At 71.3% G+C, this 12,085-nt stretch carries 13 protein-coding genes, 1 tRNA gene and 1 riboswitch; of the genes, 8 read left to right on the forward strand and 6 right to left on the reverse strand.

Annotated elements, in window-relative coordinates:
* Nucleotides 1–93: 93 nt before the first annotated feature.
* Entirely contained in the window at nt 94–696 is a 603-nt protein-coding gene (rdgB, locus tag ACGFRF_RS10485) for an RdgB/HAM1 family non-canonical purine NTP pyrophosphatase (protein WP_393738197.1), read from the forward strand.
* A 47-nt stretch (nt 697–743) separates the two neighbouring features.
* Here rdgB and ACGFRF_RS10490 read toward each other — a convergent pair.
* Together ACGFRF_RS10490 and bcp are read right to left on the reverse strand one after the other, a co-directional pair.
* Nucleotides 744–827: transfer RNA gene (locus ACGFRF_RS10490), tRNA-Leu, on the reverse strand.
* A gap of 164 nt (nt 828–991) precedes the next feature.
* Nucleotides 992–1,459, reverse strand: a complete 468-nt coding sequence (bcp, locus tag ACGFRF_RS10495; protein ID WP_393738198.1) for a thioredoxin-dependent thiol peroxidase — start codon at nt 1,457–1,459, stop codon at nt 992–994.
* Between the two features lie 92 nt (nt 1,460–1,551).
* On the opposite strand from bcp, the gene ACGFRF_RS10500 reads away from it, so the two are divergent.
* From ACGFRF_RS10500 to ACGFRF_RS10510, 3 genes are all read left to right on the forward strand, one after another.
* A complete protein-coding gene (locus tag ACGFRF_RS10500; RefSeq protein WP_393738199.1) occupies nt 1,552–1,881 on the forward strand; it encodes a DUF3618 domain-containing protein in 330 nt (109 codons plus the stop codon).
* A 53-nt stretch (nt 1,882–1,934) separates the two neighbouring features.
* Nucleotides 1,935–2,294 carry a co-chaperone GroES gene (locus ACGFRF_RS10505; RefSeq protein WP_039657929.1) on the forward strand — a complete coding sequence of 120 codons (360 nt, stop codon included), beginning with the start codon at nt 1,935–1,937 and terminating at the stop codon, nt 2,292–2,294.
* Between the two features lie 105 nt (nt 2,295–2,399).
* A riboswitch (guanidine-III (ykkC-III) riboswitch) is annotated at nt 2,400–2,467 on the forward strand.
* 36 nt (nt 2,468–2,503) lie between these two features.
* Entirely contained in the window at nt 2,504–2,824 is a 321-nt protein-coding gene (locus ACGFRF_RS10510; protein ID WP_393738200.1) for a DMT family transporter, read from the forward strand.
* 13 nt (nt 2,825–2,837) lie between these two features.
* On the opposite strand, the gene ACGFRF_RS10515 is transcribed toward ACGFRF_RS10510, so the two are convergent.
* Nucleotides 2,838–5,318: a transglycosylase domain-containing protein gene (locus ACGFRF_RS10515; protein WP_393738201.1), complete on the reverse strand. Its 2,481-nt coding sequence runs from the start codon at nt 5,316–5,318 to the stop codon at nt 2,838–2,840.
* Between the two features lie 1,697 nt (nt 5,319–7,015).
* Between ACGFRF_RS10515 and ACGFRF_RS10520 the strand changes: the two genes are divergently transcribed.
* The 4 genes from ACGFRF_RS10520 to ACGFRF_RS10535 are packed head-to-tail and all read left to right on the forward strand — an operon-like array spanning nt 7,016 to nt 10,363.
* Nucleotides 7,016–7,816, forward strand: coding sequence for an ABC transporter permease (locus ACGFRF_RS10520; protein ID WP_393738202.1), 801 nt, complete (start codon nt 7,016–7,018; stop codon nt 7,814–7,816).
* A gap of 37 nt (nt 7,817–7,853) precedes the next feature.
* Nucleotides 7,854–8,630 carry an ABC transporter permease gene (locus tag ACGFRF_RS10525; RefSeq protein ID WP_393738344.1) on the forward strand — a complete coding sequence of 259 codons (777 nt, stop codon included), beginning with the start codon at nt 7,854–7,856 and terminating at the stop codon, nt 8,628–8,630.
* A 2-nt stretch (nt 8,631–8,632) separates the two neighbouring features.
* A complete protein-coding gene (locus tag ACGFRF_RS10530) occupies nt 8,633–9,622 on the forward strand; it encodes an ATP-binding cassette domain-containing protein (RefSeq protein ID WP_393738203.1) in 990 nt (329 codons plus the stop codon).
* Nucleotides 9,623–9,631: 9 nt separating this feature from the next.
* Entirely contained in the window at nt 9,632–10,363 is a 732-nt protein-coding gene (locus ACGFRF_RS10535) for a DUF1707 domain-containing protein (RefSeq protein WP_393738204.1), read from the forward strand.
* Between the two features lie 105 nt (nt 10,364–10,468).
* Here ACGFRF_RS10535 and ACGFRF_RS10540 read toward each other — a convergent pair whose 3' ends face one another.
* From ACGFRF_RS10540 to ACGFRF_RS10550, 3 genes are all read right to left on the reverse strand, one after another.
* Nucleotides 10,469–10,873, reverse strand: coding sequence for a hypothetical protein (locus ACGFRF_RS10540; RefSeq protein WP_393738205.1), 405 nt, complete (start codon nt 10,871–10,873; stop codon nt 10,469–10,471).
* A gap of 135 nt (nt 10,874–11,008) precedes the next feature.
* Nucleotides 11,009–11,746: a ribonuclease PH gene (gene rph / locus ACGFRF_RS10545; protein WP_393738206.1), complete on the reverse strand. Its 738-nt coding sequence runs from the start codon at nt 11,744–11,746 to the stop codon at nt 11,009–11,011.
* Between the two features lie 99 nt (nt 11,747–11,845).
* A complete protein-coding gene (locus ACGFRF_RS10550; RefSeq protein WP_393738207.1) occupies nt 11,846–12,079 on the reverse strand; it encodes a glucose PTS transporter subunit EIIB in 234 nt (77 codons plus the stop codon).
* Nucleotides 12,080–12,085 lie beyond the last annotated feature (6 nt).

A 12,085-nucleotide genomic window follows, 5' to 3' on the forward strand; every position in this document is an offset into this window, starting at 1 on the left:
GACGCCCGGGAGGCTCCCGGACGGCGCGGCGGGATCCGTAGCAACCGGGCGGCCGGGGACCGTCGGGCCACGGTGGCCAGGAATACTGGCCGCATGACCCGCTTGATCCTCGCCACCCGCAACGCCGGAAAGATCACCGAACTGAGGGCGATCCTCGCCGAAGCAGGCCTGCCGCACGAGCTGATCGGCGCCGACGCCTACCCGGACATCCCCGACGTCAAGGAAACCGGCGTCACCTTCGCCGAGAACGCCCTCCTCAAGGCCCACGCGCTCGCCCGGGCGACGGGCCTCCCGGCGGTCGCCGACGACTCCGGGCTCTGCGTCGACGTCCTGAACGGCGCCCCCGGCATCTTCTCCGCCCGCTGGGCCGGCCGCCACGGCGACGACAAGGCCAACCTCGACCTGCTCCTCGCCCAGCTCTCCGACATCGCGGAGGAACACCGCGGCGCCCACTTCGCCTGCGCGGCGGCACTGGCGTTGCCGGACGGCACGGAGAGGGTGGTCGAGGGGCAGCTGCGCGGTGTGCTGCGGCACGCGCCCGTCGGCACGAACGGCTTCGGCTACGACCCGATCCTGCAGCCGGAGGGCGAGACCCGCACGTGCGCCGAGCTGAGCCCGCAGGAGAAGAACGCGATCAGCCACCGGGGGAAGGCGTTCCGGGCCCTGGTGCCGGTGGTGCGGGAACTGCTGGGCTGAGCCAAGTGAAACGCCCCGCACCTTTGTTACGAAGGTGCGGGGCGGGATGCGGCCGGAGGGACTCGAACCCTCAAGGGATTTCTCCCACAACATCCTAAGTGTTGCGCGTAGGCCAATTCCGCCACGGCCGCGTGCACGGCCATGGTACCGGTCGTACCGCGCGTGCTCGGAAGGGTTATCGGCGTCCTCCTCGGCACCAGGTTCTCGTGATGGCGTGGCAGTTCGGGCACGGAACGGGACACGGCCCGCAACCGGAAGGAACCGGTGCGGGCCGTCGAACAAGTGGAGGCGGGGGTCAGATGCCCAGGTCCTTGATGATCTTGGCCACGTGGCCCGTCGCGCGGACGTTGTACAGGGCCCGTTCGACCTTGCCCTCCTCGTCCACGATGATCGTGGAGCGGATGACGCCCAGGTAGGTCTTGCCGTAGTTCTTCTTCTCGCCGTACGCGCCGTACGCCTCGGTGACCTTCTTGTCGGGGTCGGCGAGGAGGGTGACCTTGAGGGACTCCTTCTCGCGGAACTTCGCCAGCTTCTCCGGGCTGTCCGGAGAGATGCCGATGACGTCGTAGCCGGCGCCGGCCAGGACCTCCAGGTTGTCGGTGAAGTCGCAGGCCTGCTTGGTGCAGCCTGGGGTGAGGGCGGCGGGGTAGAAGTAGACGATGACCTTGCGGCCCTTGTGGTCCGACAGGGAGACCTCGTTGCCGTCGGCGTCGGGGAGGGTGAAGGCGGGGGCCACGTCCCCCGGCTGGAGTCGCTCGCTCATCGGGCCAGCGTAACCGGGGGGCCTTGCGGTGCGGCGGGGCGATGAGCTGACAGACTGTTCGGAACAGCATCAGAGACTTCGGAGGCCGTACGGTGGCGGACACGTCGGACACCAGAACCCCGGCGCAGATCGAGGCGGACATCAAGCGCCGCCGTGAAGTGCTGGCGGAGACGCTCGACGAGATCGGGGTGCGGGTGCATCCCAAGACGATCGTCGGGGACGCGAAGGCCAAGGTGGTCGCGAACATCGATCACACCGTCGGGCGGGCGTATGTGCAGGTCAACCGGGCGGTGACCGAAGTGCGGGCGCGTTTCGTGGACGAGGAGGGGGCGCCCCGGCTGGAGCGGGTGGTGCCGGTCGCGCTCGTCGTCGTGGGGGTCGTGGGCCTGCTCGCGCTCGGTTCCCGGCGGCGCAGGGACTGAGCCGCGGCCACCCGGGCACGTACAGGCGGGCTGAAGGCAGGTAGGTTCAAGGTGTGAGCGCCAACAGAAACGAGCACAGCACCCCCCATCACGACAAGCTGCCCATCCGGATGCTGCACGACCGTGTTCTGGTCAAGCAGGAGACCGGCGAGGGTGAGCGGCGGTCGGGTGGGGGCATCCTGATTCCCGCCACCGCGGCGGTCGGGCGGCGGCTGGCGTGGGCCGAGGTCGTCGCGGTCGGTCAGAACGTACGGACGGTGGAGCCGGGCGACCGTGTCCTGTTCGATCCGGAGGACCGGGCCGAGGTCGAGGTGCGGGGCGTGGCGTACGTGCTCATGCGTGAGCGTGATCTGCACGCGGTCGCCGCGGACCGATTCGAGGGGTCGGAGGATTCCACGGGGCTGTATCTCTGACCTCGCTCCGACCTCGTCCTCTGTTCTGTGACCTCTCTCTGATCCACCTTTGATTTCGACGTCGAAGAGGGCCGGTGACCACCGTCACCGGCCCTCTTCGGCGTTGTTTTGCTATGTTCGAAAGGAGCCCGACGAGACGCGCCGTACCGGGTCGAAGGCAAAGACGACGCACCGGAGAAGAGTCGCCGTTCGTCTCGGAGGTGCCTGTCATGGCCTGGGTCCTGCTCGTCGTCGCCGGTCTGCTCGAAGTCGGCTGGTCGATCGGGATGAAGTACAGCGAGGGTTTCACCCGGCTGGTCCCGAGCCTGTTCACCGGTGCCGGCATCGTCGCGAGCATGGTGCTGCTGTCGTACGCCGCGAAGTCCCTGCCCATTGGCACCGCCTATGGCGTCTGGGTGGGCATCGGGGCGGCCGGTGCGGCGGTGCTCGGCATGGTGGTGCTGGGTGAACCGGTCACCGCCGCCCGGGTGTTCTTCGTATGTCTGCTGCTGGTCGCCGTGGTGGGGCTGAAGGCGACCAGCGGTCACTGACGTCTGACGGGCGCTAGGGGAGGCCGCTGCCTCCGTCGGCCGTCGTGTCGCCGCCGGTGTCGGTGCCTCCGCCGGGCGTCCCGCCGCCGGTGTCGGTGCCTCCGCCGGGCGTCCCGCCGCCCGTCGTCCCGCCTCCGGTGGTCGTGTCCCCGCCGGTGGTGGTGCCGCCGCCCGTGGTCGTGCCGCCGTCGGCGGTGGGTCCGCCGCCGGTGGTGGCGCCGCCGTCGGTCGTCGGACCGCCGGTGGTGGGGCCGCCGTCGGTGGTGGGTCCGCCGGTGGTGGGGGTGGCGCTCGCCCCGCCGTCGTCCTGGCCGCCGTCGGTGGTGCCGCCGTCGTCCTGGCCGCCCCTGCTGGGCTGAGCCGTGCCGGTGGCGGGAGGCTCCTGGATCTGGTCGGCGCCCTCTTCGAGCTGGAGGTCGAAGTCGGCGACCGGCTTGCCCTTCAGCGCCGCGCGCGTGTACTGGGCCCAGATCTGGGTGGGCGGGCCGCCGCCGTTCATCCGGGGCTGGCCGAGCGCCCAGTACAGCGGCTTGTGCTGGGCGGTCACCGGGTCCTGTCCCATGACGGAGACCACCGTGGCCAGGTCGGGGGTGTAGCCGGCGAACCAGGCGGCCTTGTCGTCCTCGGCGGTGCCGGTCTTGCCGGCGGCCGGGCGGCCCGCGGCCTGCGCGGCCGTGGCGGTGCCGTTGTCGACGACGCTCTGCAGGACGGACGTGGTGGTGTCGGCGGCCTCACGGCTGACGGTCTGCTTGACCGACTGCTCGGGCAGCTCGATCTCGTCGGTGCCGTCCTTGGTGATCTTCTCGATCATCGTGTACGTGCCGTGCTTGCCGTGGTTGGCGAGGGTCGCGTACGCCTCCGTCATGTCCAGGACACTGGCGTTGGCGGTGCCGAGGGCGATGGACGGGTACGGCTGGAGGTCCGGGGTGTTGGCGGGGATGCCGAGGTCGACCGCGGTCTGCTTGACCTTGGCGGGGCCGACGTCGACGGCCATCTGCGCGTACACGGCGTTCACCGACAGGTCGGTGGCCTTGCGGACGGTGATCTCGCCGTACGACTTCTGGTCCTCGTTCTCCGGGGCGTAGGAGCCGCCGGTCCAGCCCTGGACGGGTCGCTGGTTGGTGCCGTCGTAGACGGTGTTCGGGGTGATGGTGCGGCCGTCCTGCGTGGTCGAGCCGTTCTGCACCGCGGAGGTGAACACGAACGGCTTGAAGGTCGACCCGACCTGGAAGTCACCGCGGGTCGCGCCGTTGGTGTACTGCTTCACGTAGTCGATGCCGCCGTACATGGCGACGACCTTGCCGGTCCTGGGGTCGATGGAGGTGCCGCCGGCCCGGACGTAGTTGTCGGCCTTGCGGTTCTTCTTGTCCAGCTTCGAGATCAGCTGGTCGTTCACCGCCTTGACCAAGGCGTCCTGCTTGTTCTTCTGGATGGTGGTCGTGATGCGGTAGCCGCCTGCCGCGAGCTGGTCGGCGTCGATGATGTGGTGCGTGGTCAGGTAGTGCTTGACCGCCTCGACGAGGTAGCCGCGCTGGCCGGACAGGCCGGTGGAGACCGTCTGCTCCTTGGGCATGGGGAACTTCAGGCCGGCGCGCTCGGACTGGCTGAGCCAGCCCTTGGAGACCATGCCGTCCAGGACGTAGTTCCAGCGGGCGACGGCCGTCTTCTTGTTCTCGGGGTGGGCGACGACGTCGTACTCGCTGGGCGCGTTGACGAGCGCGGCGAGGTAGGCGGCGTGGGCCGGGTCGAGGTCGGTGGCGTCGACGCCGTAGTAGGCCTGAGCGGCGGCCTGGATGCCGTAGGCGTTGCGGCCGAAGAAGCTGGTGTTGAGGTAGCCCTCGAGGATCTCGTCCTTGGACTTCTGCCGGTCCAGCTTGACCGAGATGAAGAACTCCTTGGCCTTGCGGGTGACCGTCTGTTCCTGGGCCAGGTAGTAGTTCTTCACGTACTGCTGGGTGATCGTGGAGCCGGACTGCTTGCCCTTGCCGGTCGCGGTGTTCCAGGCGGCGCGGAGCATCGCCTTGGGGTCGACGGCGGACTCGGTGTAGAAGTCGCGGTCCTCGGCGGCCAGTACGGCGTGCTGGGCGTCCTTGGAGATCTGGGCGAGGCCGACGTTCTCGCGGTTGATCTCGCCGTCGCGGGCCAGCTGGGAGCCGTCGGCGTAGAGGTAGACGTTGCTCTGCTTGATGGCGAGGGCGTTGGCCGGGGGGATCTTGACCATCGAGTAGCCGACGAAGAACAGGCCGATGATCAGGAGTATGCCGAGCACGAAGGTGCCGAGCACCATGCGCCAGGTGGGGAAGATCCGCCGCCAGCCGGTCCGCTTGGGCCGCTTGGGCTTCTTGCCGTTTCCGCCGGGGGCCGAGCCGTCGGAGGCGGAGACGAGCGGGGCGTCCTGCTGGGGGGCCGACTCGGAGGTGCGCAGGGCGTCCGCCCGGGCTCCGGACCCGGCACGACCACCCGCGCCTGGACGTCCGGCCCCTGCGGAGCCCATCCGAGCGGCGCCGGAACCAGCGCCGACCGCCCGACCGGCACCGCCGGCACCGGCAGCTCCGGCGGCTCCAGTGGCCCCAGCAGCGCGGGAAGCAGCGGTTGCACCGGAGGCGCCGGCAGCTCCAGCCGTAGCGGAGGCCCCACCGGCGCCGGCAGCTGCGGCGGCGCCGGCTCCCGCGGCACCGGCAGCACCAGCGGCTCCGGCCGCCCGGGCGGCGCGGTTCGGGCCGCCGGGCCGGGGAACGGACGTCCGGGGCGTACGGCCGGCGGGGTCCGATCCCGCGGCCGGGGACGCCGTGGCTGCCTTGCCGGGACCGCCCGGCTCGCCCGCGCGGGGCGCGCTGACACGCCGGAGGACCTGCGTGGTCTCGGGCGCGCCCGGCTCACCGGCGCCCTTCGCCGGCCCGCCCGCCTTGCCGGGCTCGGTCTGCCGACCGGGCGCACCGGACTGCGCCGACCGCGCGGAGGCCTGGGCCTTCTGCGGGCCCCGCGGCGGCGTGATGCGCCGGAGCACCTGCGTACTCTCGGCCGACGGAGGCTGCTCGGCGTCGTCCGACGTCCCCGGAACCTGCGACGTGTCCGCACCGGAGCGCTTGCCGGCACCACCGGCACCCTGACCGCCCCGGTCCCCGCCGACCTCCGAAGCACCACGGGACGCCGGAGCGGCACCGGGGTCCGGAGACCCACCGGACGCCGCGCGATCACCCGAGGACGCTGCGCGACCGGCCGCCGAAGACCCGCCGGCCAGGGAAGCCCTGCCGGAAGCCGAAGATCCACCGGAGACCGAAGCATCACCGGAACCCGAAGAACCTCCGGAGCCCCGCGAACCTCCGTAAGCCGAAGCCCTCCCGGAAGCCGAAGCCCCACCGGAGGCACCCCCGGAACCCGAGTCCGTACCCGAGGCCTTGCCCGAAGCGCCCGCGGAACCCGAGCCGTCGCCGGAGCCCTTACTCGAAGCCCCCCCGGAAACCGAGCCGCTGCCCGGGCCCCTGCCGGAAGGGCCCCGGGAAACCGAGGCATCCCCCGGAATCGAGGCGCCGCTGGGAGCCGCACCCCCGTCCGCAGTCGTGGCAGAAGCGCCGCCGGGGACCGCGCCCGCGCCCGCGGAGTTGTCCGAAGCCGCTCCTCCGCCTCGAGTCGTGCCGGGAGCCGTCGTTCGGTCCGTGCGGGCTTCTCGCGCTGCCTGGCGGGCCCGGGCGATGGAGGTCGTCCGGTCCTGGGCCGGGCGGTTCTGTGGCCGGGGACCGTTGTCCGGTCGGGTGCTTTCGGTGTCGCCCCCGCGGGTGTCCGCGTCGTCCGCGCCTCCCTGGGGCCCCGCCCCTGCCCGCGGCTCGCGCCCCTGGGCGGCCCCCTCGGTCCTCCTCTTCCTCTTCCCCTCGTCCCTCTCGGCGGCCGTCTCCTCGCGGCCCCCCGGGTTCCCGGGCCCTTCAGCCGGCAGCGGCTTTTCCGGCGCCACGCCTTCGTTCGGCTGCTGCGGCTGCGGCTCGTCGCTCATCTCGTGCACGGACTCCTGTTTCGCGTCGTACGTTCCCGTACGTCTCGTACGCCTTCTGCGCCCCCTGAATGAAGACTCTCGCACCTGGCGTTCCGTTCCCGGATTCCGGCACGCTTCCGGCACGGAAATGCGTGGCCGGCCACCGGGCCTCCGGACTAGGCTCCTGCGCTTCGGTGTCGAGCGGTCCGAGGAGGTCGACTGACGTGGGCGCGGGACGGTTGTACGTCGCCGTCGCGGTAGGGGGATTCAGACGGTACGCGACGTATCGGGCCGCGACCGCGGCAGGGGTGTTCACGAACACCGTCTTCGGGCTGATTCTCGTATACACGTATCGGGCGCTGTGGGACGAGAAGCCGCACCTGGGCGGATGGGATCAGGCGCAGGTCGTGACCTATGTGTGGCTGGGCCAGGCGTTGCTGTCGACGCTCGCGATCGGCGGCGGGGGCGTCGAGGGCGAGTTGATGGAACGCATCCGTACGGGGGACGTGGCGGTCGACCTGTACCGGCCTGCCGATCTGCAGCTGTGGTGGCTGGCGGCGGACCTGGGGCGGGCGTTCTTCCAGTTGCTGGGACGGGGGCTGGTTCCGTTCGTGTTCGGTGCCCTGTGCTTCCCGGTGTACCTGCCCACGGACGTCGGCACCTGGGTCGCCTTCTTCGTCGCCGTGCTGCTGGCGATGCTCGTCGGGTTCGGGATCCGGTTCCTGCTGGCGCTGAGCGCGTTCTGGTTGCTGGACGGCATGGGTGTGTCGCAGATCTCGTGGCTCGCCGGGTACTTCTGCTCGGGCATGCTGCTTCCGCTGAACGTCTTCCCGGGGGTGCTGGGCGAGGTCGTCCGGGCCCTGCCGTGGTCCTCGCTGCTGCAGGCGCCGGCCGAGATCCTGCTGGGGCACGCGGACCCGCTCGGCACGTATCTCTTCCAGGGAATGTGGGCGGTGGTGCTGCTGGGTGCCGGGCGGCTGCTGCAGTCGGCGGCGACGCGGCGGGTGGTGGTCCAGGGTGGGTGAGCCCGGCCGGCCGGCGGAGGGCGTGCGCGCGTACCGGATGATCGCCGGGATGTGGATCCGGTCCACGATGGCCTACCGCGCCTCGTTCGCGATGACCACGTTCGGGAACTTCGCGGCGACCTTCTTCGACTTCGTCGCGATCATGCTGATGTTCTCCCGGGTGGACGCCCTCGGCGGCTGGTCGCTGCCCGAGGTGGCCTTCCTGTACGGCCTGTCCGGTACGGCGTTCGGGCTGGCGGACCTGGTGATCGGCTCGATGGAGCGGCTGGGGCGGCGGGTGCGGGACGGGACGCTGGACACGTTGCTGGTGCGGCCGGCGCCGGTACTGGCGCAGGTGGCGGCCGACCAGTTCGCGCTGCGGCGGCTGGGGCGGGTGACGCAGGGCGCGCTGGTGCTGGGCTGGGCGGTGGCCCGGCTGGACGTCGACTGGACGCCGCTGAAGCTGCTGCTGATGCCGGTGACGGTGGTGAGCGGCTGCGGGATCTTCTGCGCGGTGTTCGTGGCGGGTGCGGCCTTCCAGTTCCTGGCGCAGGACGCCTCGGAGGTGCAGAACGCCTTCACCTACGGCGGTACGACGCTGCTGCAGTATCCGCCGTCGGTGTTCGCGACGGAGCTGGTGCGCGGGGTGACGTTCGTGCTGCCGCTGGCCTTCGTCAACTGGCTGCCGGCGAGCTATGTGCTGGGGCGTCCGTATCCGCTGGGGCTGCCGCAGTGGGTGGCGTTCATGCCCCCGTTGGTGGCGGTGGGGTGCTGTGCGCTGGCGGGGCTGGCCTGGCGGGCGGGACTTCGTTCGTATCGGAGCACAGGGAGCTAGCAATGGCGGACGGTGTGTTGATCGGGCCCGGGGACGGCTTCATCGCGCTGGAGAGCGTCGAGAAGGTCTTCGAGGTGCGCAAGAAGGCCGGGTTCCTCAAGCGGGAGCGGCGTGAGGTGCGGGCGGTGGACTCGATCTCGTTCACGGTGGCGCGCGGCGAGATGGTCGGCTACATCGGGCCGAACGGTGCCGGGAAGTCGACGACGATCAAGATGCTGACCGGCATCCTGACGCCGAGCGCGGGCCGGCTGCGGGTGGCGGGCATCGATCCGTCGCGGGAGCGGAGGCGGCTGGCGCACCGGATCGGGGTGGTGTTCGGGCAGCGGACCACGCTGTGGTGGGACCTTCCGCTGATCGACTCGTACCGGCTGGCGCACCGCATGTACCGCATCCCGGACGCCCGTTACCGGGAGAACCTGGACCGGCTGGTGGAACTGCTGGAGCTGGGTGCCCTGTTGGACGTGCCGGTGCGGCAGCTGTCGCTGGGGCAGCGGATGCGCGGGGACATCGCGGCGGCGCTGCTGCACGATCCGGAGGTGCTGTACCTGGACGAGCCGACGATCGGCCTGGATGTCGTGTCGAAGGCCAAGGTGCGGGGGTTCCTGCGGGAGTTGAACGCCGAGCGGGGCACGACCGTGCTGCTGACCACGCACGATCTGCAGGACATCGAGCAGTTGTGCTCGCGGGTGATGGTGATCGACCACGGGCGGCTGGTGTACGACGGTCCGCTCGCGGGGCTGCACGAGGCCGGGGAGAGCGAACGGACGCTGGTGGTGGACCTGGAGCGGGAACTGCCGCCGGTCGAGGTGCCGTCGGCGCGGGTGGTCCGGGTGGAGGGGCCGCGACAGTGGCTGGCGTTCCCGGCGGGGCAGTCGGCGGCGCCGTTGGTCGCGGATCTGGCGGCCCGGTATCCGCTGGTGGACCTGTCGGTGCGGGAGCCGGACATCGAGGCCGTCATCGCCAGGATGTACGCGGAGAAGGCGGTCTCGTAGGCTGCCGGCATGACCGACGACGCAGTCCCGGACCTCCGGGCGTCCGACGCCGACCGTGAACGGGTGGCCGAGGTCCTGCGGGACGCACTGGCCGAGGGCCGCCTGGACATGGAGGAGTTCGAGGAGCGGCTGGAGGCGGCGTACAAGGCGCGTACGTACGGTGAGCTGACCCCGCTCACCCGCGATCTGCCGGCCGGCGGCGCCGTGGCGCCGGTCCCTGCCGTCTCCTTCGCCAAGGACCCGGTGGGCAACGGCGGTTGGGCGGGCCGGATCGTCGGGGGCGAGGGGTCCTCGACCGGCGGGGTCGCGATCCTGTCGGGGTTCGAGCGCAAGGGCCGCTGGACGATGCCGAAGCGGTTCACCTGCTTCGTCTTCATGGGCGGTGGCGAGATCGACCTGCGGGAGGCGAACTTCGCGGACCGCGAGGTCGTGGTCAACTGTGTCGCGATCATGGGCGGGGTGCAGGTGGTCGTGCCGCCCGGGGTCGAGGTCGTGGTACGCGGTATCGGTGTGATGGGCGCCTTCGAGCACCCGCGGGACGACGGCCCGCCCGAGCCGGGCGCCCCCCGGGTGGTCATCGACGGTTTCGCGTTCTGGGGCGGGGTCGGCGTGGAGCGCAGGGTGACCCGCGCCGAGCGGCAGCGGCTGAAGGAGCAGCGCCACCAGGAGAGGCTGGAGCGCAGGGAGTCACGGCACGAACTGCACCGGGCGCGGCGCGAGGAGCGGCGGCGGGGGCACTGAGGTCCGGGGGTGTCCTGCGGGCCGGCCGTGACCGGTCGCGCCCACGCGGCGGAAGGCCGCCTGTGGACACCCGCGCCCCTTCCGGGGCGCGGCCGCTTCGGCGTCCTACGAGGTGCAGACCTTGGTGAGTTCGCCGGCCGCGTCCGTGACCGGGCTGACGTCCGGGGTCTCGTCGCCGTCCTTGATCGCCGTACGGACGTTGTCGACGGCCTTGCGGAGGTCGTCGACCGCCTTGTTGACGTCGGCGTCGTCGGTCTTGTCGCCGATCTTCTCGAGGTTCTTCTCGATGGAGTTCAGGGAGGCGTCGGCCTGGGTGGGGTCGTTCGCCGCGTTCGCGACGGCCTGCTGGAGGTCGGTGACGCTGTCGGCGATGGAGTCGGCGGTCTGGACGCAGTCCAGGGCCTTGTTCACGGCGTCGCAGCCGGTGGTGAGGCCGGTGGCGAGTGCGACGGCGGCCGCGGCGGCGGCGATGGTGAGGACGCCGCGGCGTCGGCGTCGGCTGGCGGCCATGATGGTGGGTCCCTCCCCTGATACGGCTGACGGGGCGCACGGTGCTGAGCCGTGCGCCCGTACCCGTAGGACGCCAGGGAGGGTGCGCGGGTTGCCCGCGCCTGCCGGATGTCTTGGCCGTCCCTTTGCTTCCCGTTACTTCCCGAGCGTGGCTTCCAGGGCCGCGCGCTGGAAGGCGGCCAGCTCGGTGCAGCCGGTGACGGCGAGGTCGAGGAGGGCGTTCAGCTCCTCGCGGGCGAAGGGCTGGGCCTCGGCGGTGCCCTGGACCTCGACGAAGCGGCCGTCGCCGGTGCAGACGACGTTCATGTCGGTCTCGGCGCGCACGTCCTCCTCGTAGCAGAGGTCGAGCAGGGGCACGCCGCCGACGATGCCGACCGAGACGGCGCTCACGGTTCCGGTCAGCGGCTGCCGGCCGGCCTTGATCAGCTTCTTGCCCTGGGCCCAGGCGACCGCGTCGGCGAGGGCGACGTAGGCGCCGGTGATGGCGGCGGTGCGGGTGCCGCCGTCGGCCTGGAGGACGTCGCAGTCGAGGACGATGGTGTTCTCGCCGAGCGCCTTGTAGTCGATGACGGCGCGCAGGGAGCGGCCGATGAGGCGGGAGATCTCGTGGGTACGGCCGCCGATCCTGCCCTTGACGGACTCGCGGTCGCCGCGGGTGTTGGTGGCGCGGGGCAGCATGGCGTACTCCGCGGTGACCCAGCCCTCGCCGCTTCCCTTGCGCCAGCGCGGCACTCCCTCGGTGACGGAGGCGGTGCAGAAGACCTTGGTGTCGCCGAAGGAGACGAGGACGGAGCCCTCGGCGTGCTTGCTCCAGCCGCGCTGGATGGTGACCGGGCGGAGCTGTTCGGGGGTACGGCCGTCGATGCGAGACATGGCGACGAGCCTATCCGCAGTGGCGGAAGGGCTCCTCCCCGGCGGGAAGAGCCCCTCACAGGTGAACCACGACGGCCACGGTGGGGTGGCCGGGCGGGCTCACATCATGTCTTCGATCTCCGCGGCGATCGGGTCCGCGTCGGTGCCGATGACGACCTGGATGGCGGTGCCCATCTTGACGACGCCGTGGGCGCCGGCGGCCTTCAGGGCGGCTTCGTCGATCAGCGAGGGGTCGGACACCTCGGTGCGCAGCCGGGTGATGCAGCCCTCGATCTCCTCGATGTTGTCGATGCCGCCGAGCCCGGCGACGATCTTCTCAGCCTTGCTGGCCATGTTGCT

It is taken from the genome of Streptomyces sp. NPDC048521 (assembly GCF_043199855.1).
Classification (GTDB): Bacteria; Actinomycetota; Actinomycetes; order Streptomycetales; family Streptomycetaceae; genus Streptomyces.